We start from the raw sequence: 25,848 nt of genomic DNA, 5'->3' as shown, positions 1-25,848 counted from the left end.
ATGTTTCCGGTGACCTTTGACCGTCAAGTTCTTGAGGGATTGCCTTACCCCGAAGAAGACGACATCACGCGCGTCCTCGGTGTGCTCAAGACCGTCATGGAACAGCGTGTTCTGCCGTACTTTCGCACTCGACGCGGCACGGACCCTCGACACAGCGCGCTGGTCATGGATCGCGTGCGCCTGGAACGGCTGGAGGACGATCAGAGGGTCATCGCGCCTTTGAGCCTTCTTTTGCGGCGTGACGCCCAGTGGATCATCGCCATTCATGAGCGACTCTTTGATTACCTGGCCTTTGTGCTTCCAGGGGATTCCAAAGGCCTGGTCACCGAAGGTTCAGACGAAGAACGCAGGGCGCTGGCTTTTGCGGAATTCTTGCTTCGACACCAGATGGAACATCTTCTCTACCCCAAGACGGCGGAAACGGCGGTGGTGGAAAGGGATGTGGCTTTTGCCATGGCCAAGGCGGAGGACGATCCTACCTTTTATCGACTGCTGGTGCACATCCTCGGCGATGAAATGGTGGGGATCAAGGGATCGGACTACTTGGCCCTCTTTGACGCCGAAGCGCAGGGAATTCCCGTGGCTCCCCTGGTGTACCGCATGGCCTTGAAGGCCAGTTCCTGGCTGGCGGATCTGGAGGATTCTCTTTTCGCACAGGTCTTGTCGAGCCTGGATGCGGACTGCCGCGTGCAGGCTTTGGGAGAATGCTGGAACCGAAGCCGCCAGACCCTCCTCTCGCTGGTGCAACGCACGGCTTTTCTGGAAAAGCTCTTGCGGGGCTTTGACGCACTTTTGGAAGCCGACCCCGCCGAAGCCCCTCGCGCGCTTATGGCCTTTCGAGACCGCTGGGGTCTTTGGGGACTCTTTCACGAATTGGGCGTGCCGCAGGAAGAAGTGGAACACAAGGACGACGACGCCCTGTTTGGGCTCTTTGCAAAGCATTGCAAGCTGTTTCTGCAGGGCTCGAGCGTGGGCCGGCCGGCTCAGCCGCCCAAGCCGCCGCAAGCCCCCAAACCGGCGCCGGTGGTCAAGAGCCTCAAGGATCGCATCGAAGAAGCTAAAAACAACCCGGCCTATCCGACTCAGGTCATTGAACTCATAGAGAAAAACAAAACCCTCGCGGCCGGCCACAGCGGCGCCAAGTACAGCGAATTCATCGAAACCTTACTGTCCATTCCGTGGAAAAAAATCAAACCCATCAAGGTGCGTGTGCAGGACTTTGAGGAGGGTCTGCATCGCACCCACTACGGACTGGATCGGCCTAAGGAGATCGTGTGCGACTTTTTCACCAACCTTATTCGTCGCTACCGCCAGTTTGATCCCTTGAAGGCGGAAGGGTGGGAACGCACGGGAAGCTCCTTTCTCTTTGTTGGCCCTCCAGGCGTCGGCAAGACCTCGCTGGCCATTTCCATCGCTCAGAACTTGGGCATTCCTTACCACAAGATTTCTCTGGGCGGCATGCGGGACGAATCGGATCTTCGAGGGCACGGGTTCACCTACGAAGGGTCCAAACCGGGCGCCATCGTTCAAGGCCTCATCAAGATGGGGTGCATGAACGGCATGTTCATTCTGGACGAAGCGGACAAGACCGAAAAGTTCGCCATCGCCACCCTTTTGGAAATCCTGGATCCCGAACAAAACCATCTGTTTCATGACAAGTACACTCAGACCACGGTGGATATCGACCTGAGCAACTGTCATTTCATTCTGACCGCCAACACCCTGGAGACCGTGCCGCCTCCGGTGGCCAACCGCTGTGAAATCGTTTTCTTGGACCGTTACAGCGTGGAAGAAAAGGTGGCCATCGCGCGGCACCATCTGATCGGGCGATTGCGATCCCGCTACAACATTTTGGAAACCGACATCGCCTTTCCTCCCGACCAAGAACAGGAACTGCTGCGCCATCTGGTGCGCGAATACACTTACGAAGCGGGGGTTCGAGATCTGGAGCGGCTCTTGCGCACCCTTTTCTTTCGCATTCAGCGCAAGGAATTGGTCAACGGCGCGCCGAGGCCCGTTTGGATCACACGACAAAAGATTAAGGAATACCTGAATGCTCCCATGCGGCCTTGGAAAATCAGCGAAGAAGACCGCGTCGGGGAAATCCTGGCTCTGGGTGTCAATGTGGAACGGGGCGTGGGTTCGGTCATTCCCATTCAGGCAACGCCCATTCGCTTCGGCACGGAAGTGCCCCTGGAAAGCCCTGCCGGCTACATGAGTCTGGTCCATGCCACGGGCAATATACAAAAGGTCATGGACGAAAGCCGCAAGGTGGCCATGACCGGCATTTTGCAATGCGCCGACGCGCTGCAGATCGACGTGCAGCAACTGGGCTCGCCCATCCATCTGCATTTTATGGGTGGATCCAGTCAGAAGGACGGCCCGTCGGCCGGCGGCGCCATCGCTCTGGCTCTGGCTTCTGCCCTGTCTCAAAAGCCCATTCGTAGGGACGTGGCCATGACGGGAGAAATAGACACCCATGGACGCCTCACCGCGGTTGGGGGCATCGCCATCAAGCTGGAAGCCGCCGCCGATGCCGGCTGCACCACGTGTCTTGTGCCCAAACAAAATCTGCGCGGTGAAGACAGCATCGAACGGCTGCCGCAGGCTCTCAAAAAGGAATTGCAGATCCTCACCTATGAAGAATGGGCCGTGACCCACCCACCTTTTGACTATCATCGCCACATTCTTCAAGTGGTCGCCGTGGACCACATCGTTCAGGCGGCTGAAGTGGCCTTTATCGAAAAGGAAGACTTGGAAGGAATCGCTCAGTGCCTTGTGCCCGACGCCAAACGATTTCGCGCGGCCCTGTTTTCGGCCGAAAGAACGCAGCCGGTGGGGCTCACGGTGTTTGTGGTCAAGGACGCGTCGGAACTTCCCCTGCAAGCCCTTCGGGCCATCGTGCACCACACGGGCATGCAGCCCGCCATGGTGTGCGCCGCACCGTGCGCCGAAGCGGTCAAAGACCGGCTGCAAGGGACTCTGGACGCGGTCCCCATCGTTTCCATGGACCCGCAAAAAGAAAAGCTCAAAGAAGTTCTGACTCGCCTGCTGGATGAGGCGCATCCATTGAGGGCTCAAGCCGTGGCGGCCGTCGTGGCTCCCTTTTTCTTTCTCATGCAAGATGGCCTTTTGGACGACGCCGCTCAGGGGACATTGCCCTGGCCGGAACCGCGCTTCATGGCCAACAACTTCTGCGTGCAAAATGCCAAAATCAAAGCTTGCAAACCGATCTTGAATGCCGCCATGAGCACCCTGGCGCAAGCGCCGGCATCCGCTCTGGAACATTCCCCGTTTCTCGGGCGCGTGCGCGGGGTTTGGACGGTGGATCTGTGCTTCATTCCGGAAAAGTACCGGTTGGACACTCGCCGGGCGGAGGATTTGCTCCATGGCGCGCTCGGCGCCTGGCTTCAGGCTGTCTTTTCCGAAGCCGTGGTCTCGGTTGATTGACACGCATCGCTTTCGGGCCTTACAATGCCGCGCCGTGACGGTGCTCTCTTTTTTCGATCCGAACGGGTTCCACTAAGACCCTTAGCCCAACGGGGAATCAGTAGCTATGGCTGACGAGTCGCGTTATCGAGAAGCTGGAGTGGACCTGGAAAAGGCCAACACGTTGGTTTCCCGAATCCGCCCCCTGGTGCAGACCACCTTTCATGGCAATGTCATTACGGACATCGGCGGCTTCGGCGGGCTTTACAGCGTCGATTGTACGCAGATGAAAAACCCCGTGCTCGTGTCTTCCACGGACGGCGTGGGCACCAAGCTCAAGGTGGCCTTCTGGGCGGACAAACACGACACGGTGGGGATCGACCTGGTGGCCATGTGCGTCAACGACATCGTGGTCCAAGGGGCGCGCCCTCTGTTTTTTCTCGACTACTTGGCCATGGGTTCCATCGATCTGGACCGCGTGGAAGCCATCATTCGAGGCATCGTCACCGGATGCAAACAAGCCAACTGTTCGCTTATCGGAGGGGAAACGGCCGAAATGCCCGGTTTCTATTCCGAAAACGAATATGACATGGCCGGGTTTGCGGTGGGGCTCGTGGACAACACCGACATCATTGACGGGTCCACCATTCGGGCAGGACAGCAGGTCGTGGGGTTGGCCTCCAGCGGGCTTCATTCCAATGGATACAGTCTGGTGCGCCGCATCGTCATGGATGAACTGGGCCTCAAGCCGGACAGTTATCTGGAGGAATGCGGCCGCACGGTGGCCGAGGAGCTTCTGGAACCCACCCGCATCTACGTGGACCCGGTGCTGCGCCTTTTGCGTCAGTTTCAAGTTAAGGGCATGGCGCACATTACCGGCGGCGGGTTTGCCGACAATGTCTCTCGCATCCTTCCCAAGCAATGCCAGGCCGTCATCGATCGATCGGCCTGGGAAATGCCTCCGGTTTTTCGGTTCTTGCAGGAAGCCGGCAAGGTGTCTCAAGAGGAAATGTACCGTGTGTTCAACTGTGGCATCGGCTACGTGATGGTGGTGGGGGCCGAGGATCTGGAAGACATTCTGGGGCGCCTGGCAGGTATGGGCTATGCCGCGTTTCGCATCGGAGAAATCGTGGCGCGCCAGCCCGAAGATTTGCCCGTGCGCCTGATTTAAGGCCTTGGGAAGCAAGCGGCCAAAGGTGCAGGACATGTCGTCGGTCATGGACGTGCGCGAGAACCGAAACGATTCGGCCCTGGACGGCCAAGACATGGGCCGAGCGCATGAGGCCATCGCCAGGGCGATGCAGACCCTCGGCCGTTACCTGCACGGCAAAGAAAAGCCCCTGCGCCTGGCCTTCATATGTTTTTTTTCGCGCGGCCACCTACTCATCGAAGATCTGCCCGGATTGGGAAAGACCACCTTGGCCATCGGTCTGGCCAAGATTCTCGGCCTGTCTTTTGCGCGCATTCAGTGCACCAGTGACCTTTTACCCACGGACATCACGGGATTGTCCATTTTTAATCGCACGGCGGGCGTCTTTGAGTTCCATTCGGGGCCCATTTTTCACAACATCATTCTGGTGGATGAAATCAATCGAGCGACCCCCAAGACCCAGAGCGCTCTGCTGGAAGCCATGGGCGAGAAACAGGTCACTTTGGAAGGGCGCACCATGGATCTTCCCAAACCCTTTTTCGTCATCGCCACCCAAAACCCGGCGGAGCAATTCGGAACATTTCCGCTACCGGAATCCCAGATGGACCGTTTCATGATGCGCATTCGCATTGGATATCCCAGCCGGGAAGCGGAATTGGAAATTCTGCGGGGCGGCAGCAAGCGCCGGGAACTCTATAGCCTGGATCCCGTCATGGACCAGGACACAGTCCTCATGATTCAAGATTTCATTCGAAAGCGCATGATCACCTCGGACACCCTTCTCGACTACCTGATGCGCATCATCGAAGAAAGTCGGCGTTGCGAAGACCTCACGGCAGGGCTGTCCACGCGAGGGTCCCTGGCTCTGCTGCACACATCGCGCGCCCACGCCTTTATGGAAGGTCGAGACTACGTGATTCCGGAAGACGTCAAAGCCGTGGCTCCCTATGTGATGGCTCATCGTGTGGTTTTTCGGGAGGAATACTCCTCCGAGGACAAGAAGGAGATGATCCGATTGCTGCTCCAAAGGGTTCCCGTCCCCGCGTAATTCGCCTATCCAAGGCGGGAGCCATCTACATCCTTCTGACCATCGCCGTGGGCATTGCCGCCGTCAACACGGCCAACAACCTGATCTATGTCATCACGTCCACACTTCTGGGCTTCATGCTCCTTTCGGGCATCGCGGGAAAATCCAACCTGGAAGCGGTGGACGTGAGCGTTTCTCTGCCCGAAGAAATCTATGCCAAAACGCCGGCGCCGGTGATCGTGCGGGTGCGAAACCGGCGTCGTTTTTTTCCCATCTACCTGGTGTACGTGCATGTGGGCTCGGAAAAGGTTCTGTTTACCTACGTGGAGCGCGCCTCGGAGAAGAGGCGAACGATTCCGGTGCGCTTTGAACGGCGAGGGGCCTTTCCTTCCGTGCCCGTCTGGGTGGCGTCTCCCTTTCCTTTCGGCTTTTTTGAGCGAACCCGCCTCTTGAGCCCTTTGCCAACGGTGATCGTTTATCCCAAACCGGTGCCATGCCGGCCGGCCACAAAACCTTTCGCGCAAACCGATCACGGTGAAGACAAGTCCTTGGAACACCGCACGGGCGAAGAGCACGATCTTCGCAGCATTCGAGAGTACCAGGCAGGGGATCCACTCAAGAAGATTCACTGGAAGTGTTCGGCGCGAACCGACCGATGGCTCACCAAGGAATTTTCCATCACCACCGAAGACGCCATGGTGGTGAATGTGGCGCACCTGCCCGGAAAAAATTGGGAAAGCCGTTTGTCCTGCGCCGCTTTTGTCATCAACTGGGCCGTGCGTCGCGGAAAGGCCGTCGGGTTGGTTCTGGAAGGCCAAATCTACGAACCCAAGGCGTCTTTGCCGCATAAAAGAGAACTCTTGAAGGCGTTGGCCCTTCATGGTCAAGACTAGAACGGTCCTTTTATCCGTCACCTATGTGTCCGCAGCCTTGAGCTACGGGGCCGTCTTTGAGTTCGTGCACCCGTTGGCAGACGCCGCCTTTGCGGCGCTTGCAGCGCTTTCGGCGGTGAGGCATTTTTTGAGGCCCTTTTCGGTGTCGAGGCATCTCCTCAACGGGCTTGCGCTGGCCGTCATGGGGCTCTCCCTTTCTCGAATCCGCGCGGACCTTTTGGTGGAACCCTTGGTGGACGGCGTGCTGGTGCTTCTGGGCATCAAACTCCTGGAAGCCCAGTTTCAGCGGGACTATCTGCAGGTTTATCTCCTGTGTCTCTTTTTGCTCTTGGGCTTGGGCCTTATGTCCATGAGCATCTCATTTCTGTTCTTTCTCGTTCCCCTGGCCCTTCTGCTCACCCTATCCCTGCTTCTGCTCACCCTGGAAGCCGCCGACCCTTTGGGACAACTTCCCGTGAAGGCCGTGGCGCAGTTGTCCGCTGTGGCCATGGCCATCGGAACCCTGACCGTTCCCGTGGCCTTGATCCTCTTTTTCATTCTGCCGAGGACCAATTTTCCGCTTCTGAATCTCTTGTGGGCTTTTGGCAAAGCGGGCATGGGACGATCCGGTTTCTCGGATACGGTCAGTCTTGGGGACGTAACCTCCATTCAGGAAGACGCCGCCGTGGTGTTTCGAGCCCAGATGGCTCCGGTGGCCTTCAAGGATTTGTACTGGCGCGGCATGGTCTTTGACGAGTTCGACGGCACGCGATGGCGCCCCTCTTCTGGGCGGGAAACGGTGGTCTTTCCCAATGGGGCCGAGAAGAAAGCCGGTGATGTGCGGCAGACGATTTTTATGGAACCCTTTGGCATGGATGTGCTCTTCGGGTTGGATCGTCCGGTGGCCGTGGAACGCCTTCCCACGCGAACGAGAGGCCATGGCACCTTTCGCGTTTTCTCACCGCTCTTTAAAAAAACCCGCTATGTGGTGTGGTCCCGGCCCGTGACGCCTTTTGTGGAAGAAGACCCTCCTGGCCCGGAACTGCTGGATCTTCCGCCTTCGATATCGCTCCGCGTGGTGGACCTGGCGCAGTCTTGGGCTCATGAGCCATCGCCGGCCAAGCGCGTGGAGGCCATCACCGCTTTTTTGCAATCCTCGGACTTTCACTACGCCTTGGAAAATCTTCCTAAAGATCTGGAGACCTTTTTGCTGAAAGACCGGCGAGGCAACTGCGAATATTTTGCGTCGGCCCTGGCGGTTCTGGCACGTCTTGCGGGGGTGCCCGCACGGCTCGTGGGGGGCTACCGAGGCGGTTACTACAATGAAACGGGCGGATACTACCTTGTTTTGCAAAAGCACGCGCATGTGTGGACCGAGGTGTACCTGGACGGCCAAGGTTGGCTTCGAGTGGACCCCACACCGGCCGCCGCGCTCACGCCGGCGCAACTCTACATTCGGTCTCTGCTGGCTCGATGGCGCGTCTTTATGGATACGCTCAACTACTACTGGTTTCGCATCGTCGTGGACTATGACGTGGAAAAACAGTTTTCCGTGCTGCGACGCGCTCGAGCTCTGGCAACATCTTTTTCCGAAAAGCCCCACATTTTTTCGGCAGGCCGGCTGCGTTCGGCGGGCGTGGTCATCCTTGGACTTTTCGCTCTTGTGTGCTTTGCTCTGGCGGCTTGGCATCGACCCAAGCATCAACCGGCGCAACGGCTTCGCCGAGCCTACGCCCGCCGCCTTTTGCGCCACGGGTATGTCTTGAAGGAATGCCAGGGGGTGGCAGAGGCGGCCAAGGCCATCGACGATCCCGATCTTCGAGACCGCGCCATGCGTTTTGCGCAACGCTTTGAACGCGCCGTGTACCGAGACCAAAACCTGGACAAAAACACCCTCCGCGCCCTTCAAGAACATCTTCGAAAGCTGTGACGCACTGTGCGCCGTAAAGCCTGCTAAACACACGTCCGCCGTTGGCCTAATGTCTCACCAGCGTGGCCCAAAAGTTGCCTCAAGGCGACGCGCCCCAGGGGCTTAGCCCTGACGCCGGCTCTGGCCATACTATATACTATCGGATCATGAGGGCCAACAGCAAAGGTCTTCCGTGCTGAATGCTCAGCAACGGCATGGGACTAGCTAATTTTCAACATGGAAAATTCCAACTCCCGTTGAACTAAGACATTATGCCCATTACACGGCCTTGAGCGATGAACGCAAGGAGGGACAGGCCATCTGGCAGCCCGGGAAAAGACGGGAGCCGTGGTTGGGGGGCGGACAACTGGTTCTGGTTTCAATGCGCATGTTTCGTCCCGAACAATGTCACTGAGCATTTATCCAAAGACATCGAATATGCCGTGAAGGCCGGCCCGCTTCGCGCCAACCCTGGCCCTACAGGACTTGCATGATTTTATCGAAAACATGCACCGAAGGCTTCGGCGGGATGTGCTCCACACGCGGGAAATATTGTCAGGCTTTGGAAGAAGAAATGAGCTCCGAATTGAAGCATCCCACACTGGGCAAAGCGCAAAAAGCGGACCGGCTGGCCAAGGTTCAGGCTTTGCCCGAGGAAGCCTCCCCCAAGATCGAAGGTCTGCAACAGAAATACGAGATCCGCCTGACCGTCAGCCCATCTGGGGCCTTACGGCTTTTGGTGGGCGTGGTTCAAGCCGTGGTTACGCTGCAACATCGCCAGTGGCAGCGCACGGTGGCCTTATTCTGGAACCCGGTGACCCGGGCCTTGAATCCCATGGTCGGCAAAAGCTGCGGCGCGTCCACGCGCGATCTATGCTCGCACGGAAGGCGGTGGCCGCTCTCTATGCCTGAGTCCCTTGTGCGCAGCCTTAAGATGCCTGAAGTGATCGGGCGGTCTCGCGATGTTCTTTGGCCAGCCTTTCGATGCCAACCTTATCGTAGATATGGGCCAAAAGAAGATGAACCTTGATGACGAAGGGTTTTTCAAATTCTTTGGAACGCCTGAGAAGCTTCACCAGGCCGTCTCGCGCCTGCGCCGCATGGTCGCAGGCGGTCAGAATCTGAGCCAAAAGATAGGCGGCTTCCGCATCTTTTTCCACAGCCTCGAGATAAACGCTCATGGCTAGACGCGCCACATCGGCCCGAAGCACGTCGAACCGGTAAAATCGCGCCAGAACCGCCCCCAAAGCCTTGGGCCGATTCCGCACGCTGCCCACTAAAAATTCAAAACACGCGATGCCTCGTTCCACATCCCCTTTGGCCAAGGCCAAAGGTCCCAGTTCCAGAGCCACATCGCGCCGATCGGGACGGGCACGATACATGCGCGTCAGGATGTCGTAGAGCTCATCCGTGCGGCCACTTTTTCGGTAAAACTCCCTCAGCCGATCCATGGATTTGACGTGCAAGGGATTCAGCTCCACCGCCGTGCGGTAGGCTTTTTGCGCCTCATCCATGAGACCCGCTCTTTCCAAAGCCTGCCCGAGCCAGTAATGGCCGATGGGGTTGGAGGGATTTTCATGGACGGCCTCCCGAAACCACATGATCGATTCCTGAGGCGCCGTCTCTAGAGTGGCCTGCCCGGACGAAAGCAGTTGCTGATAAAGGCTCGGCTTGGTGCGTCGCTCTATCAGTTCGTCGATGCGACGCTCCAAATCGGCCGGGGTAAAGGGCATCAAGACATAACCGTCGGCATCCGTTTCAATGGCTTGCGCCACCAGTTGTTCCGTCGCCTTTCCTGCCACGAGCACCACAGGAAGATTTTTGGTGTTCGGCTGCGAACGAATCCTTTCCAGCAGCTCAAAACCGTCCAGACGGGTCCTGTGCAAACTCGTGATGATCACATCGACCTTCTGCCCCGAATCCAGCCACTGCAGGGCTTCCACACCGTTTTCCACAGCATGCACGCCCTGATACCCCAGTTGGCGAAGGGTTGCCTTGATGGTTCGACGCAGTGGCGCATCCCCGAAGACCACAAGCACGTGAAAAGGTTTGGTCACGATCTCGTCGTTCACATCAGCCTCTTTCAACCACGCCTTTTCTTTTCTGAACCCTGAGCACCAACCGCACGTGAATCCTTCCATAACACATTTGCCGCCAAAACGAGAGACTTTGATCGCTCTCGCAGGCCCCAAAGTCAGCACGGCATCCTCTACGCTCCACGCGAAGAGGGGATAGCGCCGCACGCCGCACCACGCCATCCCCCCCTTCGGCCTTGATCCCGTGTCGGCGAAGACGCGGAAAAAAATCTTGCCCTCCAGAGGGCCTTATGCTAACAGAGTCGATTCGTTACGTTGAAGCCCATGAGGAACGTAAAATAATTGAAATATCGATCGGATAAATTCGATACGTCAGGAAAGGACCACGTCATGAGTCGCACATGCCAATTTTGTGGAAAGACGCCTCATGTGGGGCATAACGTGAGTCACGCCAACAACAAGACCAAGAAGGTTTGGTATCCCAATCTGCAGCGCGTGCGCCATGTTTATTCCGATGGTACAGTTCGCCGCGTGCGCGTCTGCACCCGTTGCCTTCGTTCCGGCATGGTGGTGAAACCCGCCTGAAACCGCCCTGTACCCGTCAGTCCCTCTCATGGGGTGCCGGGAATCGTCCATTGGTTTCCTCATCCGCCACGAGACGGTTGATCGCTTTGTAAGCCCCAAGAAAATCCGGCTGGACCGTGTCCGCAAGGACCGTGTCCAGGCCGGCTCCGGCCAACACCGCCAGGCACCGTATTTCCACATCCAAAGGGTATCTTTTTCTCAGGCCGCTTCGCAGGTTGGATAGTCCCACCATGGTCCGAGCGGGTTCGGGAAAAATCGACCCGCCCGAAAGCATGCGCACGGTTTTGACCACTTCGCGCACATGTTCTGCCGCATCGGGCCAACTGAGATTGGGCAGGACCGGATCGAAGATCAACCGGTGCGGCGCCACTCCCACCGCCATGGCCGTTTCTCGAAGCTCCACGGCAAGGGCCAGGCGCTCTTCCATGGACACGGGAACTCGAGACCGCTCATCCATGAGAAGCACCACCAGCGGTGTGCCGTAGGCCACCGCCAGAGGAAGAAGGCCATCGATCTTGTGCGGCTCTCGAGACAGGGCGCTCAGCACGGGTGTCTTGCGGCATGCAGCCAAACCTCGGGCTAAAACCTCAGGGTTTGGGCTGTCCAAAATGAGTCCTCGATCCGTGACGGCTTCCACCGTTTCCACCAAAAAAGCCATGCGATCATAGTGGCGCTTGGAAAGGTAGCCGGGATTGAGGTCGATCCAGTCCACACCAGGCGAGGTGCACCGCTGCACCAGTTCTCGAATGGGCACCGGGTCCAGGTCGCGAAGGGCCTGCGCCACTCGCGGGTTCAAGGCATTGAGGTTATCGGCGGCCAGCTTCACAACGATCCTTGAGGCTGTGTCTCACCACGCGCAGTGTTTCTTCCCCTTCCTCCCGCTGTTTCCGAAGCATCCGCCGAAGATCTTCTCGACTTTTGGCATCGTGCAGGCATTCTGCATTGGCCAAAGCGATCCAAAAAGCGCCGTGCAGCGCCGATCCCAAGAATTCCGCCGCCACGGCCACATCGGCGGTCAAATGGCGCGCGCATCGGTCGCCGATGGCTACGGCCATTTTCAAGGCGCTCGCCGCGGTTTTCATGATGGCCAAGGGGATCTTTGCCGCCTCCGTGGCAGCGCTATCCCGAACCGCATGGGATGCTTCCATCTTATGGACTTGGGCCAGCTTTTGGTACGCCACCGCGTCATCTTGACGCCACCGACGAAAGGCCTCGGCCAAGGAACGGATTTCCTGGAGCGTCTCGTTCCACCATCGGCCGACCGTCGAAGTTCTTGCAGCCCGTTTTGCTTCCAGCGCCGCCACCTTATGCAGAAGACACAAGGCCATCAGGCCGCCATGAGCGGCGGCGGACCCTCCACCCGGATCGGGCCTCGGCTCCTGCAGTGCCTTCAGAAAGGCGTCGTTCCATGGCTCCGACACGCGGCATCACGCTCCTTGAAAGCACTCGGTTCCTGCTGACAAAAGGCTCCTACGGAATGCCCTTTCAGGATTTTTCTTGACCACCATCGCTCGATTCATTCACCGACCCGCACCACTTCGTAGACGTTCTTTTCATTTCGAAGCGCGGTCATCACCCGGTTCAGGTGCTCACTGTCTCGAATTTCCACGCGAAATCGGCACTGTGCCAGGCCGGACTCATGACGGTGAATGCGAAAATCGTTCACGGTCACATCCAGCTGTCCCAGCAGCGTGCTCAATGCCCCCACCGTGGCGCGATCCCCGTCGTAGACCACCTTGATGTCCACAGGATAGGTTTGAGCTTCCCCGGTATCCCATTGCACCTCGATCTGGCGCTCTGCGTCCCAGCTTCCGACATTCTTGCAGGAACGCCGATGTATGGTCACGCCGCGGCCTCGTGTGATGTAGCCCACGATGGGTTCTCCGGGCAGGGGATTGCAGCACTTGGCCATGCGAAAGAGCACATCGTCCACGCCTTGCACGCGAATGCCTTCATCCGGCTTGACCGGTTTTTTCCGTTCCGAAGGTTTTTCCTCCCGCGGCTCTTCCTCTTCCGGTTCCGGCAAAGGCAGCCGTCCAATGAGCTGCACGGGGGAAACCTTCTTGTAGCCGATGCTGGCCAAAAGATCGTCGACGGTGCGCAAGGAAAACTGGCGTGCCGCTTCCAACAGTTCCGGGGAATTGATGTAGTGGTTGAAATGGAGGCCTCGTTTGCGAAATTCCCGTTCGCAGATTTCCCGGCCCAAGGCGATGGACCGATCGCGCTCTTCCGTCTTGAACCAATGGCGAATGCGGCTTCGTGCCTTGCTGCTCTTGACAAAATTGAGCCAATCCTTGCTGGGCTTGTGGTTGGGAGCGGTGATGATTTCCACCACGTCCCCGCTGCGAAGCTCGGAGCGCAACGGCAGGATCTTGCCGTTGACCCGTGCCCCCACGCACCGGTGCCCCACTTCTGTGTGCACGGCGTAGGCAAAGTCGATGGGTGTCGCGCCGCGGGGCAAGACTTTCACATCGCCGTCGGGAGAAAAGACGTACACTTCGTCGGGATAGAGATCGAGCTGAAAGCTTTCAAAAAAACGCTTGGGATTTCTCCAGCCCTTTTCGGGTTCCAGAAGTTGGCGCAACCACGAAAACCGTTCCGTCTCCTCGCGACTCACCCCTTCCAGGGGGCGCCCTTCCTTGTAAAGCCAGTGGGCCGCAATCCCTTCGTTGGCCACGCGGTCCATCTCTTCCGTTCGAATCTGGACTTCCATGCGTTCCTGATGCGGCCCGATGACCGTGGTGTGCAAGGACTGGTACATGTTGGCTTTGGGCCGAGCGATATAGTCCTTGTATCGTCCCGGCACGGGTTCCCACAGGGCGTGCACCAAGGCCAGGATTTCGTAGCAGGCCGGGACGGAATCCGTGATGATGCGAAAAGCGATGAGGTCGTAGATGCGATCCAGGTCCAGATGCTGGGCGACCATCTTTCGGTAAATGCTGTAAAGATGCTTCGACCGTCCGAGCACACGGCCATTGAGGCCATTTTCCTGCAGTTTCTCCGTGAGAATGCCCCGAACTTCCTCGATGTAACGGCGCCTTTCCACTTCCGTCTTCTGCAGGCGAGTTTGAAGTTCCGCAAAAGCGTCGGGATACAGGACGGCAAAGGCTCGGTCTTCCAATTCCACCTTCATCCATTCGACGCCCAAGCGGCTGGCCAACGGGGCATAGATTTCCATGGCCTCACGGGCCAAAGCGGCTTTTTCTCCCTCGGGAAAGCGGTGCACCACGCGCGTGTCATGAAGCACATCGGCCAGCTTGATGAAAATGACGCGCACATCTCGCACCATGGCCAGAATCATCTTGCGCAGATCTTCCGCCTGTTTTTCTTTTCCCTCCTCGAGGCGAAGCTGCGAGACGCGATGCACGCCGGCTATGATGCCCGCCACATGCTCACCCATCTGATCCTTGAGGTCGTCCTCGGATAGAATGTCATCATCCAGAACATCATGAAGAAAGCAGGCCGCCACCGTGTGATCGTCCATCTGAAGCCGGGCCATGAGGGAGGCGGTTTCCAGGTAATGTTCCAGGTACGGTTCCGAGGGCAATCTGGCATGACCACGGTGCGCTTGGGCACATAGGCTGTAAGCCCGCCGCATCAAGGCCACGTCCGCTTCGGGAAAATAGCGCAAGACCTGATCCTCGATCTGGAAATACTGCGTCACCGTCTCTTTCGCCTCATGACCCGTCTAGGCTCTCTTGCGTCATGGCCTGCACTTCCTGAAGCAATCGTTCCAGGACCCTTTCTTCAGGCACCTTTTCCACAAGTTGACCTTTCTTGAACAGAATTCCCTGGCCTCGCCCCCCCGCAATGCCCACGTCCGCTTCTCGAGCCTCTCCCGGGCCGTTGACGGCGCAGCCCATGACCGCCACCTTGATCGGGGTGGCAATGTGCCGAAGTCGCCGTTCCACGTCCTGCACCACGTCCATGAGCTTCCATTCGGTGCGGCCGCAGGTGGGGCAGCTAATGACGTCGACACCGCGGTCCCTGAGTCCCAAGGAACGCAGAATGGCATAGGCGATGGGCAGTTCTTCTTCGGGATCGGCCGTCACGGAAACCCGAATGGTGTCCCCGATGCCTTCCGCCAGCAAAAGACCGATACCCAAAGCGGATTTGACGGCCCCCAAAACGATGGGACCCGCTTCGGTCACCCCCACATGCAGGGGAACGTCGGAACACCTTGCCAATTGGCGATAGGCTTCCACGGTTGTCAAAACATCGGATGATTTCAAAGAAACCTTGAAGTCCGTCAAGCCGCAGTCCGCCACAAAGTCCATGTGCCTTTGGGCACTTTCCACCATGGCCTCGGCCGTGGGCCCTCCGTACTTGGCCAAAAGATCCCGCTCCACCGAGCCGCTGTTGACCCCAATGCGAAGGGGCACACCGCGATCCCGCGCTTCTTGGGCCACGCGGCGCACCTTGTCCGGCTCTCCAATGTTTCCTGGATTAATGCGAAGCCCGTCGGCTCCGGCCCGCAAGGCCCCCAGAGCCAGACGGTAGTCGAAGTGAATGTCGGCAATGATCGGCACCGTCACGTGTTTCTTGATTTGGCCAAGGGCTTCCACGGCTTCCGCATTGGGCACCGCCACGCGAACAATTTCGCATCCCGCCTGCACCAGTCTTTGAATCTGCGAAACGGTTGCGGCCACATGGCGTGTATCCGTGTTGGTCATGGACTGGACCACCACGGGTGCATCACCCCCAACGGGCACATGGCCCACACGAATCTGACGTGAAACTCGACGGCGCGGTCTTCCCGGCACAGAATCCTCCCTAGCCATGTTCGCCGAGGATTGTAACGAGCTCGACCCGCTTCAGCAACCGATCCCGCTTCAAAAGGCCGCCGTAAATTTTCCACGGCAAGCCACGGACCCCTTTCACCTACCTCATGAAGGCACCTTACGGTTCATGAACGGACACATCGTCCTTTCCTTCCACACCCACGACCTGAACCGAGCCCAGATGCCACCGATTCTTCCAGTACGTCAGATTGGAACGGCCGGGGCCGATAAGCTCGCTCAGTCGATGCTTCGGGGCATGAATTTCCACGCTCCGTCCCTTAAAACGCCCTTGGGCCATGACTCCGTCCACGCGGCGCCTCCATAAGTGCACGCGCACGAGGTAGCCCAGAGAGGGATGATTGGGACCGGCCACCACGAAGCCCGGGCGTCGCAAGGTTTCCGTGGTCTGCACACCGATACGAATCACCGGAATGCCTCTTTCGGCAAAAAGTTCACAGGCTCGAGCGCACCGCTCCACCGCTTCATCCAACGTCAAGGGCGAGTAAAGTCCCCTGTGCACCCACTGTTCCAAGACGGTCCCTCGAAGCACCAGTGTGGGATACAACCGAACAAAGTCCGGAGCCAGCACGAGGGCTTGCTTCAAGGTTTTTTCGAAGGAGCGACGGTCTTCGCCGGGAAGCCCTACCATGAGTTGCAGACCCACGGCCCAGCCTGCCGCCCGAACCCTGTTCATGGCTTCGGCCACATGGCGCACCGTATGGCCTCGCCCGCACCTGACCAGCACGCGGTCATCCAAGCTTTGAGCTCCGATTTCCACCGTGCGCACGGGAAAAGGCACGAGCTTTGCCACCACCGTGGGTCCAAGGGCATCGGGCCGCGTGGAAAACCGAATGCCCGTAAAGGCGCCGCGCTGCACCCACTGCGCTGCCTCACGCAAGAGCCGATCCAAGGCCTCTGCGGGAATCTGCGTAAAGGTTCCGCCGTAAAAGGCTATTTCCCCGGGCTGTTGGTTGCCCAAAGCCCTTTGCGCCATCTCCATCACTTGGTCCATCGCGGCTTTCCAAACGACGGAACCTGACACGGAAGTGATGGCCTGCTGGTCACAGTACACGCATCGAAAAGGGCAGCCCTCATGGGGAAGAAAAACGGGATAAATCCACATCATGGCCCTTTGGCCGCCGCGAGGCGAGGAATATCGGTGACAAAGGCGTCCAAGGCTTCCCGCGCCTTCCACGGGGCCGCCACGCCGTTCATGATCACCGTCACGGCGTAGGCGGTGCCGAAAAGGTTGCCGATATAGCCACTAAAGCTTACCACGTCCTTCAACGTGCCTGTTTTGCCTCGAATGGTATAGTCCGCCGCACAAGCCTTCATGCGCTTGCGCAAGGTGCCTTCTTCTCCGGAACGGGCCAAAGAAGCCAGAAATTCCGGGCCCACGCCCCAGTCTCGATGCGCCGCCATGAGCACCGCGTTGAAAGTGGCGGCGCTCACCCGTGTGGAGCGGGTGAGGCCCGATCCCGAGTCCAAAATCGCCTCGGCCGTGGGGATGCCTAGACCCACCAGCACATTCTCAACGGCGCGACAGCCTTTGGCCAAAGAACCCGGCGGCCCATAAACATGGAATCCCAGCACGCGCAGCATCATTTCCGCCATAAAATTGTTGCTGTATCGGTTCAAACCGTAAAGGACATCACTCAGCGGAGGCGATTCGAAACGATAGACCAAGAAAGCCTGTGGAGGCAGAGGCCTTGAGCCCGCGTCGGCGCTTTGCACCTCGGTGCCGGCGTCTTTGAGAGCGCGCCGAAAAGTGAGCGCGGCAAACCGTTGAGGGTCCTGAATGTTCATGCGGTATTCCGCCGGCAGAAAAGCCTCACCCGGTTTCTTGCCGTAAACGCGAAAGGTTTCCCGCCCGTCGTCCCCGACCCCTAGGGACTCAAGCCCAACCCGAGGATTTTTAGCCTGTGCCTGCCATGCTTGGCAAAACACCACATAGTCCGTGGGAGGAAAGGTTCGAAGGTTAGGAGCCGCCGGGCCGGCTTTTCCCGGAACGATTTCCACACTCACCGTGTTGTTGTTGAAGGCCGTGGCCGAGATCAGCGGGTTGTGAGGACGATCGCATCGATTGTCCAGGCACAGATGCTCCAAAGGTGGATCAAACGCCGAATCATCCACATAGATGCCTCCCAGGACTTTTTCTATGCCCTGAGATCGCACTTTCTGGGCCAGAATCCAAATCCGTTCGGGAATAAGAAAAGGATCCCCATAGCCCTTGATCCACAGGCTTCCTGACACCACGCCCTGAACCGGTTTGCACTCGGCCCAGATTTCCGTGCGGAACCGATAGTCGGGCCCTAGAACCTTAAGCGCCGCGTAGCTGGTGAGCAGTTTTGTGAGCGAGGCCGGTACCAAAGGCTTGTGAGCTTGGTTTTCCCAGAGGATGGTTCCGGAGGGAAGAGCCACCACCTGAACGCTCAGATCATCGCAGACGGCTCGCATCGCTTGCCGATGTTCTGCCCACGTGGACGCCTTGGAAGCCCGTGCCTTCGTGCTTTTCGTTTCCGTCACGGCCCATGATTCTGCGGCCCCTGTAAGCACCGCGCCCAGGAGGCAGAATCCGACCCATCCCCAAAAAACTTTTTGAGCCTTCAGCATGGATTCGTGCCGTCACGCATTTTCTTGCCGAGACTGCTGCAGCAGATCATGCAATGCCGCCCAAAATTCAGGAAAGGATTTGGATACCGTGGAAGCGCCACGAATCATCGTCCCCGGAACTTTCAAGCCCAAGACGGCAAAGGCCATGGCGATGCGATGATCGTTGTAGGTGTTGATGGCGCCGCCCCGCTGAGGAGGCCCCTGAATGCGCAACCCGTCGGGGTATTGTTCCACGAAAACGCCCAGGCGCTGCAGTTCCGTCGCAACCGCATCGAGTCGGTCGGATTCCTTGATGCGCAGATGCGCCACATTGCCGATGGTGCACGGCCCGTCCGCAAAAGCGCACACAACTGCCAAGGTGGGCACCATATCCGGCATGGTGTTCATGTCCACATGCACGGGCTGTAGCCGATCCGGCCCCTGCACCCGCACGCCGCGATCTTCCCACTGAATCCTGCAGCCCATGGAGGCCAGTACCTCCAAAAAGCGGCAATCCCCTTGAAGGGAGCTCGAGTGAAGAGGGTACGTGACCACGTCGCCTCGCGTCAAGGCGGAAGCCGCCCAAAAATAGGACGCGGATGAACAATCCCCTTCCACTTCCAGGCGAAAACCACCGAGCCGCTGAGGTGCCGGCACCCGTATGGCTCGCGGTTCGACGTGAGAAAATTCCAGGCCCACCTCGGTCATCATGGACAAGGTGATGGTCACGTAGGGCCAGGACGCCACAGGATCCTTCCAACGCACCAGAACGGGCCCTTCAGCCTGTGTGGCCGCAATGAGCAGGGAAGAGAGATATTGGCTGCTTTCAGAGGCGTCCACGAGGGTTTCGCCGGCATGCAGCCCGTTGGTTTGCAACTCCAGAGGAGGACACAAATCACGACCCAGAAAACGGACGCCGACCCCGAGGGGCTTGAGGGCATCCGCCAGAGGGCCAACGGGACGCTGTCGAAGCCTGGTCGAGCCGTCAAAAACAAACGTGCCTCGCCCCACGGCGGCAAGACCCATGAGCAGTCGAAGACTCGTGCCGCTGTTGCTCAGCGCCAGGGGTTCCGGGCTGGAAATCCACCGATGGGGCGCCGGGCGCACGCGGATTGTCGTCCCGTGCCAATGGATTCGCACCCCCAGGCGGCGCAAGGCTTCGGCCGTGATGCGAGTGTCCTCGGCGTCCAAAGCGTTTTCAATGACACATTCCTCTTCAGACAAGGCCGCCAAAATAAGGGCACGATGCGTGACGGACTTGGATCCGGGCACGGCCACACGGCCTCGAACCCGTGACACACATGGAATGGTGCGCGTATCGGCCATTTCATTCATGCACAGCCTTTCCTTTTCTCTCATGAGCCGCTCTGCGCAGGGCCTGTCGCATGGCCGCTTCCGGCGCCGGACGGTTCAACCACCAGGAAAACTGTTCGATGCCTTGATAGAGAAGCATTTCCAGGCCGTCCACCACGCGAGCTCCCGCCGCCTTGGCTTGGCGCAAAAACGGCGTCTCCAAGGGGGAGTACACGATGTCCATGACCACCATCTGCGGGGTGAAGAAATTTTGAGGCACACGGAAGGCATAAGGACGGCCGGACATGCCCGCGCTGGTGGTCTGCACCACTACCTGCGGCTTAACTCGATGAAAGCTCTCCATCGGCACCCAGGAACACGGCAAGGCGGCGGCCAGTTCTCGAGCTCGATCTTCGGTGCGGTTTGTAATGACCACATGGGCACCGGCCTCCGTCAATCCGTACACCACACCTCGCGCGGCACCGCCCGCACCAAAAACCAGCGCCGTGACACCTTGAAGGGAAAGCTGGCGTTCCAAAGCCCGGACGGCGCCAAGCCAATCCGTGTTGCGCCCTTCCCAACCGCCTTGAGTGCGTCGCAACGTATTGACGGCGCCAATGCGTTGGGCCGCTGCATCCACATGAACGCACAACTTCATGGCTTCCTGCTTAAAAGGAACCGTCACGCTCAGCCCTCGAAATCCTACGGCGTCCAGCGCGGCCAGAGCCTCGGCCAGATCATCCGCTTCCAAGGCCAGGTAATATGCCTTGAGCCCCAGGACGTCGAAGGCCGCCTGCATCATGGCCGGGCTCAGGCTATGCCCTGCGGGACGGCCAAGAACTCCAAAAAGATCGTGTTGCACCGATCGCACCGCGGCCTGCGTCACTTCCACCCCATCATCCTCCGAATCTCGCCCGCTCCACATCAAATCGTATGGGGTTCAAGGGGTTGGCTCTAGGATAAGAACCCAACACCTTCAAAAAGGTGGTGCGCTCCGAAGCTTCATTCAAAGCGGCTCGCACGATTTCATCCTGTTCATGCCCGGCAATGTCGGCAAAAAATAGATACTGCCATGGATGCACACGGTTTGGTCGCGATTCAATGCGGGTCATATTGAGGCCGTAATGGGTGAAGGATTCCAAAACCTTATAGAGGGCTCCCGGCTTGTCGGCCACGGCAAAAAGAAGCGACGTCTTGTCGTCCCCCGTGGGGGCGTTGTCCTTTAGACCCAGCACGATGAACCGCGTGGTGTTTCCCGGGTGATCTTCGATGCGCTCGGCCACAATGTGAAGCCCGTGATTTTCGGCCGCCTTGGTGTTGCAGATGGCGGCCGACTGCGGATCCGCTGCCGCCGACTGAGCGGCCCGGGCCGTGGAAGCGCATTCAAAGATCTCCACGCCTCTAAGATTTTCCGACAGCCATCGGCGACACTGACCCACCGCGTGCGGATGGGCGTAAATCTTACGAATGGCTTTCACGTCGGGCGCCGTCGAACAGAGGCAATGCGCCACCTCCAGGTAGCATTCACCCACGACGCGCACGGTCCTTTCGTACAAAAGATCCATGGTCTGGCCGATGCCGCCTTCCAGGGAATTTTCAATGGGCACCACGGCCACATGGGCCAACTTTTTGCCCAAAATGTCAAAGACATCCACCAATGTGGCCTGAGGCATATAGTGGGCCGTGTGACCGAACACGGAAATGGCCGCCAGGTGCGAATAGGTCCAATGCGGGCCGAGAAAGGCGACCTTCAGGGGCTGCTGCAGGGTTCTGGAAGCGGCAAGAATCTCCCGATAAATGGCCCGTACCGACGCATCGCTCAAAGGTCCCGAATTGTTTTCCACCAGCCGCTTGCACACCGCCTCCTCTCGCCCCGGGTCAAAGGTGTCCAAGCCCAGTTGTGCCTTGATCCGTCCCACTTCCTGGACAAGGCGCATGCGCCGGTTGAGCAGATCCAAAATGCGCATGTCCAGCTCATCGATCTCTTGACGGTACCTGGATAAAGGATGCTCTTTCATTACCGCTCCATAATGGTTTCCGAAACCGGCATGCCGAAGTGGCGGGCTTCGCAGGACAGGGCCACTCGAACGCGTTGGCCGACTCTCAGCTGGGTCACGGACAAGGCGCTGCCGTCCGGGGCGCTCAGGCAGATGGTTTCCGCGTTTTGCAACAGAAGGCTTCCCGAACGGTTTTCATAAACGGCTTCCACCAGCAGCAAGGGCCGCCTCTCGATCTTGGAGCGGCCCACCACGGCTTCCGTGGCGGTTCCGGAAGGATCTACCACGAGGAGTCGATCCCCGGCTTCCAGTTCACACAGGTAGCGCGTGCGCCCTTCGGGCACTTTCACGTAGGCGTGAACGGCTCCGGCGTTGATGCGAAACGGCCGTGGCGCCACATAGGGATTTTGACGGGTTTCGGCCTGTACATGAAACAAGAAACCGGCACTGTTGCCCACCAAAGCCCCCTGGCCATCCTGCATCATGAGGCTCGTGTCCAAGCACACGCGATCCCCAAGCCCCACGGGCCTCACGGAAACAATCTCCGCATCCACCAGATTCTCTGCAGGTACGGCGGCGTGCACCCGCTGAACCCATTTTTTCAGGGTCTGTGGGTCCGGGGCGCAAACGACAACCCCCGATACCCCTTTTTCCAAGATACCCAGAGCCGTCTCCAATCGACTTTCCGAATCCACGGCCACCAGCAGTCGGCCTGAGCGGGCCACGAGGTTTTCCAGGGGCAGGATCTCCCAATCGGTGTGCATCACGGCCACAGGAAGACCTTGACCCAAGAGCCGAGCCGCGTTCTGCTCATCTTCCGGGCTGCGCACATTAATGAAATGCACATCTCGGCCGGGCACCCAATCCCCATCGCCACTCACCACCACGATGCGCCCCAAGGCTTGAATCTCTTCTTTCATGCCTTCGGGGGCCACCACCGCGTCCACACCCGCTTCAAGCGCCGCCGTGACCATCGCCTTGTCCCAGCGTTCCAAACACACCCAAACTTCCTTCACCTTTTTCTCCCTCGCCGTAAGGAGCCGGACTGCCCCACTGCTCGTCCGACCAAAACGGACCTTTTCCCATCACCAAAAGGGCCAAAAAAACATAAATAAAAAAAGCCGAGGGCTGAACCCCCGGCCTTGGTTTCGCTACACCTTTGCATGCCGCGACATCTTAGGGGTCAGCCCACAGTAATCCCCCTAAGAAAGTACGCGCCGTAAAATTGTCCTCGAGCCTGTCCCATAGTGGCTGACCCTTCTCGGTGAAGATCACACCCTTTGTAGGAAACCGCGACCTTTTCTGTCAAGCGGTATCTCATCGGCCAAATCCACCACTCATCACAGGCCCTACCGTGCCGCCCCCAATCAGGGGCAGCCACAAGGACTGCCCCTACGTTGGGTGGTCGGATGAGGGTTCGAATGTTGTGGCGCAACGTCGTCCAAATGTTGTTGCCGGACGGGTGCCGACGTCGCTGCCGAGTGGGTGCAGCGGTATATAAGGATCTCTACCCGCTTGTATGGGTACGGGGTGAGAATGTCGCTTGCCCTGACGCCCCCACCCGGTGCCCGCCTTTTGCGCACGCCCATCCATACCGGGACACCATGTAGGGGCAGCCCTTGTGGCTGCCCCGATAGCCCTTGTGGCTGCCCCGATGCCCCCGTGAGGGCGGCCATCATGGGCAACCAGAAAGGCTACCCCTACGATGGGTCTCGTGTAGGGGCAGGCCCCTGTGCCTGCCCTGCCAGCCTCCGTACCTGCCCTGCTGGCCCCCGTGCCCCCCAATCAGGGGCAACCTTAGGCGGCTACCCCAAGATGATCCGGACAGACAAGCCAAAAGCAGCGCGCTCACCATAACGCACCTTTTGCTCTTGATTCCTGGGGGTCATTACATTCGCGAGCAGGCCGAGAAAAACCTCCTTCGCATTTAGGCCACTATTCATGCGAAACGGGATATCCAAAGGGGCATCTCGATCGGCAAAGGGCGTCAGCGGATCAAAGAAATTGGGCAGATCGCTCGACAAGATGTGGAACGGTTTTTGGCGTGCCACGTGCCCTTGGGTTTGTGTGTGCGCGTGCCGAAAAACCCGCGTCGGGACCCGCGGGGGCTCAGGGAGATCGGATGTCGCCTGCCGCGGAAAGGGTCGCGGAAATGCGGTGAGGTTTTGGTGCGCGGCGGCACGCCGTGAAAACGGACTCTGTGGGCGGTGCGCTCAGGTGTCCTCGCGGGCATGGGGAAAGGTAGGACAGAAACGGCAGAGTCCTTAAGCGGGGCGCACGCTTTTTGTGCGCCCCGGTGCTTTTCGGGACCATATGCTGGATCGCGCCCCCGGCTCAAGCTTTCCTCTCTGAAGGCCTGTGAAAAGAGGCATGCAAAAGCGTGGGGCGCCGAGATGCAAAAGGATGGGCAGCTAGAGAAGATGATAGCTCCTGAGAATAGATGCCAGATCCTCGTTTTTGGCAGCAAATTCCCGCAGGGCCAGGATCACGTCCCGAAGACGGCCTTCCCGCTCCAGGTCTTCCTTGGTCTCCTTTTTCGCTTGCGAGATAATGGTCCGCCGGTCCCAATAGGCGAAGCCAATGACCGCCACCACCAGGGACGTGAAAATGCCGGCGAGAATGTACAGAAAGTGCATGAGCTGCTCAAAGCGCTTATCCACTTGCTCAAAACGCTTATCCACTTGCTCAAAACGCTTATCGATCTGTTCAAAGCGCTTATCGATCTGTTCAAAGCGTTTCTCGATCTGTTCAAAGCGTTTATCCACTTGCTCAAAGCGTTTGTCGATCTGTTCAAAGATTTTGTTGATTTGTTCAAAGCGCTTGTCGATTTCCAGCATGCGGGTGCGCAATTCGATCAGCAGATCTCGATCTTGGCGGGTGAATCCTGGTTCTTGGGCGAGCACGGAGCCGGAAGCGGTCAGCACCCCGATAAACATGGCCATGAGGAACACAACAAGCCATGCGCGTTGTTGTTTTTTCATCGCGGCCTCCCTCAGACGATTTACTCATCAAGTTATCACGAGGCGTCGGGCCGGGCAAGGTGAGCACGTTTCCCCAAATCACCCCCTATTGACCGGCGGAACTTGGCGGGGCCCTGGGCCCGCGGGGCTCTCGCCACCTTCACCACGTCGCGACCGCAACGCCTGGCCAGCCCAAAGGGCTCCACCTGACGAAGCATTCGGCATGACCCTTCGTCGACCTTCAGCTCATCGAGATCCGCGACGCACGCTCTCCCTGCCAAATTGAGCAAAATCAGCGCCATGACCATGTGCTCGTCACCCCAACCTTGCCGGCCCCGCTCTCGAATCTTCACATGCCGCCTCATGGCATGGCGCATCCCTTTCACATGTGCCAGGTCGAGATGGGCGGGAAGCCCCGCCAGCGAGGTTTTTCCTACCTAAACTTAGCGATTTAAGCGCATAAAAATCTCGCCTAATGGTCTAATTAGTATAGTGACTATATCGAGCGCATCACATACCATGCAACAGTAACCCAAAAGCTGAGAGCATCACAATGAGAAGGACCACAACCTCGACTCAAAGCAAAGAAGCGATATACGGCAGGTATGACCCCGTGTCGGACACGGGTAAAAGGTAAAGTCTGACCCCTTGCCAAGACGAAGGAAACCGCGACCTTTTCTGTCAAGCGGTATCTCATCGCACAAATCCACCATTCATCACGGGCCCTACCCTGCCGCCCGCAATCAGGGGCAGCCACATGAGCTGCCCTTACATTGGGTATTCGGATGTAGGTTCGAATGTTGTGGCGCAACGTCGTCCAAATGTTGCTGCCGGATGGGTGCCGACGTCGCTGCCGAATGGGTGCAGCGGTTTATAATGATCTCTACCCGCTTGTGTGGGCACGGGGTGAGAATGTCGCCTGCCCTGATGCCCCCCCACCCGGTGCCCGCCTTTTGCTCACGCCCATTCATACCGGGACACCATGTAGGGGCAGCCCTTGTGGCTGCCCCAATGGCCCCGTAAGGTTTGGCCCCTTGTCGCACGAAAGCCAGAGTCTTGACTCCATGTCCTGCTTTCCAACCTGCGGGTAAAAAGTAAAGGTCTGACCCCACCCGCACACAACCTCGACTCAAAGCAAAGAAGCGATATACGGCAGGTATGACCCCGTGTCGGACACGGCTAAAAGCTAAAGGCTTGGCCCCTTGTCGCACGAAAGC

Annotated in this window: 20 protein-coding genes; 7 read left to right on the top strand and 13 right to left on the bottom strand. The window is 58.4% G+C overall.

The features are described 5' to 3' along the window. The 5 genes from EDC27_RS06875 to EDC27_RS06855 all read left to right on the top strand — a co-directional run bounded on the left by EDC27_RS06875 (position 1) and on the right by EDC27_RS06855 (position 8,408). A complete protein-coding gene (locus tag EDC27_RS06875) occupies positions 1-3,450 on the top strand; it encodes a S16 family serine protease (RefSeq protein ID WP_123289874.1) in 3,450 nt (1,149 codons plus the stop codon). A 106-nt stretch (positions 3,451-3,556) separates the two neighbouring features. Continuing rightward, the gene (purM, locus tag EDC27_RS06870) at positions 3,557-4,600 is read left to right on the top strand and encodes a phosphoribosylformylglycinamidine cyclo-ligase (RefSeq protein ID WP_123289873.1); all 1,044 of its coding nucleotides are present in this window, start codon (positions 3,557-3,559) and stop codon (positions 4,598-4,600) included. A gap of 94 nt (positions 4,601-4,694) precedes the next feature. Beyond that, positions 4,695-5,627, top strand: a complete 933-nt coding sequence (locus tag EDC27_RS06865) for an AAA family ATPase (protein ID WP_123290127.1) — start codon at positions 4,695-4,697, stop codon at positions 5,625-5,627. Positions 5,628-5,674: 47 nt separating this feature from the next. Then, on the top strand, positions 5,675-6,499 hold the full coding sequence (locus tag EDC27_RS06860) for a DUF58 domain-containing protein (protein WP_123289872.1): 825 nt from the start codon (positions 5,675-5,677) through the stop codon (positions 6,497-6,499). Continuing rightward, on the top strand, positions 6,486-8,408 hold the full coding sequence (locus EDC27_RS06855) for a transglutaminase family protein (protein WP_123289871.1): 1,923 nt from the start codon (positions 6,486-6,488) through the stop codon (positions 8,406-8,408). Before EDC27_RS06860 ends, EDC27_RS06855 begins: the two co-directional genes overlap by 14 nt. Before the next feature lie 908 nt (positions 8,409-9,316). Here the strand turns inward: EDC27_RS06855 and EDC27_RS06850 are convergent. Next, positions 9,317-10,459 carry a response regulator gene (locus tag EDC27_RS06850; protein ID WP_170161659.1) on the bottom strand — a complete coding sequence of 381 codons (1,143 nt, stop codon included), beginning with the start codon at positions 10,457-10,459 and terminating at the stop codon, positions 9,317-9,319. 354 nt (positions 10,460-10,813) lie between these two features. Here EDC27_RS06850 and rpmB point away from each other — a divergent pair, with 354 nt between their 5' ends. Next, on the top strand, positions 10,814-11,008 hold the full coding sequence (gene rpmB / locus EDC27_RS06845; RefSeq protein ID WP_123289869.1) for a 50S ribosomal protein L28: 195 nt from the start codon (positions 10,814-10,816) through the stop codon (positions 11,006-11,008). Positions 11,009-11,024: 16 nt separating this feature from the next. Here the strand turns inward: rpmB and EDC27_RS06840 are convergent, their stop codons facing one another. The 11 genes from EDC27_RS06840 to EDC27_RS15975 all read right to left on the bottom strand — a co-directional run bounded on the left by EDC27_RS06840 (position 11,025) and on the right by EDC27_RS15975 (position 23,722). Then, positions 11,025-11,834 carry a dihydropteroate synthase gene (locus EDC27_RS06840; protein ID WP_123289868.1) on the bottom strand — a complete coding sequence of 270 codons (810 nt, stop codon included), beginning with the start codon at positions 11,832-11,834 and terminating at the stop codon, positions 11,025-11,027. Continuing rightward, positions 11,815-12,429, bottom strand: coding sequence for a cyclodeaminase/cyclohydrolase family protein (locus EDC27_RS06835; protein ID WP_123289867.1), 615 nt, complete (start codon positions 12,427-12,429; stop codon positions 11,815-11,817). Before EDC27_RS06835 ends, EDC27_RS06840 begins: the two co-directional genes overlap by 20 nt. A gap of 95 nt (positions 12,430-12,524) precedes the next feature. After that, on the bottom strand, positions 12,525-14,672 hold the full coding sequence (locus tag EDC27_RS06830) for a RelA/SpoT family protein (protein ID WP_245994321.1): 2,148 nt from the start codon (positions 14,670-14,672) through the stop codon (positions 12,525-12,527). Positions 14,673-14,685: 13 nt separating this feature from the next. Next, positions 14,686-15,771, bottom strand: coding sequence for a flavodoxin-dependent (E)-4-hydroxy-3-methylbut-2-enyl-diphosphate synthase (gene ispG, locus EDC27_RS06825; protein WP_245994319.1), 1,086 nt, complete (start codon positions 15,769-15,771; stop codon positions 14,686-14,688). 136 nt (positions 15,772-15,907) lie between these two features. Next, positions 15,908-16,912: an elongator complex protein 3 gene (locus tag EDC27_RS06820; RefSeq protein WP_245994371.1), complete on the bottom strand. Its 1,005-nt coding sequence runs from the start codon at positions 16,910-16,912 to the stop codon at positions 15,908-15,910. Beyond that, positions 16,912-18,315, bottom strand: coding sequence for a D-alanyl-D-alanine carboxypeptidase/D-alanyl-D-alanine endopeptidase (gene dacB / locus EDC27_RS06815; RefSeq protein WP_170161658.1), 1,404 nt, complete (start codon positions 18,313-18,315; stop codon positions 16,912-16,914). Before dacB ends, EDC27_RS06820 begins: the two co-directional genes overlap by 1 nt. A 99-nt stretch (positions 18,316-18,414) precedes the next feature. Then, entirely contained in the window at positions 18,415-19,716 is a 1,302-nt protein-coding gene (aroA, locus tag EDC27_RS06810) for a 3-phosphoshikimate 1-carboxyvinyltransferase (protein WP_170161657.1), read from the bottom strand. Beyond that, complete coding sequence (aroE, locus tag EDC27_RS06805; protein WP_170161656.1) at positions 19,709-20,566, bottom strand: shikimate dehydrogenase; 858 nt, start codon at positions 20,564-20,566, stop codon at positions 19,709-19,711. Before aroE ends, aroA begins: the two co-directional genes overlap by 8 nt. Positions 20,567-20,570: 4 nt before the next feature. Continuing rightward, complete coding sequence (pheA, locus tag EDC27_RS06800; protein ID WP_123289861.1) at positions 20,571-21,692, bottom strand: prephenate dehydratase; 1,122 nt, start codon at positions 21,690-21,692, stop codon at positions 20,571-20,573. Beyond that, complete coding sequence (locus tag EDC27_RS06795; protein WP_123289860.1) at positions 21,692-22,687, bottom strand: 3-dehydroquinate synthase II; 996 nt, start codon at positions 22,685-22,687, stop codon at positions 21,692-21,694. Before EDC27_RS06795 ends, pheA begins: the two co-directional genes overlap by 1 nt. A gap of 789 nt (positions 22,688-23,476) precedes the next feature. Continuing rightward, positions 23,477-23,722, bottom strand: a complete 246-nt coding sequence (locus tag EDC27_RS15975; protein WP_170161655.1) for a hypothetical protein — start codon at positions 23,720-23,722, stop codon at positions 23,477-23,479. On the opposite strand from EDC27_RS15975, the gene EDC27_RS17030 reads away from it, so the two are divergent. Next, positions 23,609-23,860, top strand: coding sequence for a KH domain-containing protein (locus EDC27_RS17030; protein WP_123289858.1), 252 nt, complete (start codon positions 23,609-23,611; stop codon positions 23,858-23,860). The two genes, EDC27_RS15975 and EDC27_RS17030, sit on opposite strands and share 114 nt — an antisense overlap. Before the next feature lie 222 nt (positions 23,861-24,082). On the opposite strand, the gene EDC27_RS16240 is transcribed toward EDC27_RS17030, so the two are convergent. Next, positions 24,083-24,652: a coiled-coil domain-containing protein gene (locus tag EDC27_RS16240; RefSeq protein WP_211334803.1), complete on the bottom strand. Its 570-nt coding sequence runs from the start codon at positions 24,650-24,652 to the stop codon at positions 24,083-24,085. Positions 24,653-25,848: the final 1,196 nt, after the last annotated feature.

This window comes from Desulfosoma caldarium, assembly GCF_003751385.1.
In the GTDB taxonomy this organism is placed as follows: domain Bacteria; phylum Desulfobacterota; class Syntrophobacteria; order Syntrophobacterales; family DSM-9756; genus Desulfosoma; species Desulfosoma caldarium.
This window is presented reverse-complemented; position numbering and strand designations above follow the sequence as displayed.

Bases quoted from the DNA above. Each gene is read 5' to 3' on its own strand.
- EDC27_RS06875 (WP_123289874.1), top strand. From the start codon at position 1: ATGTTTCCGGTGACCTTTGACCGTCAAGTTCTTGAGGGATTGCCTTAC.
- purM (WP_123289873.1), top strand. From the start codon at position 3,557: ATGGCTGACGAGTCGCGTTATCGAGAAGCTGGAGTGGACCTGGAAAAG.
- EDC27_RS06865 (WP_123290127.1), top strand. From the start codon at position 4,695: ATGGGCCGAGCGCATGAGGCCATCGCCAGGGCGATGCAGACCCTCGGC.
- EDC27_RS06855 (WP_123289871.1), top strand. From the start codon at position 6,486: ATGGTCAAGACTAGAACGGTCCTTTTATCCGTCACCTATGTGTCCGCA.
- rpmB (WP_123289869.1), top strand. From the start codon at position 10,814: ATGAGTCGCACATGCCAATTTTGTGGAAAGACGCCTCATGTGGGGCAT.
- EDC27_RS06820 (WP_245994371.1), bottom strand. From the start codon at position 16,912: ATGTGGATTTATCCCGTTTTTCTTCCCCATGAGGGCTGCCCTTTTCGA.
- aroA (WP_170161657.1), bottom strand. From the start codon at position 19,716: ATGAATGAAATGGCCGATACGCGCACCATTCCATGTGTGTCACGGGTT.
- pheA (WP_123289861.1), bottom strand. From the start codon at position 21,692: ATGAAAGAGCATCCTTTATCCAGGTACCGTCAAGAGATCGATGAGCTG.
- EDC27_RS16240 (WP_211334803.1), bottom strand. From the start codon at position 24,652: ATGAAAAAACAACAACGCGCATGGCTTGTTGTGTTCCTCATGGCCATG.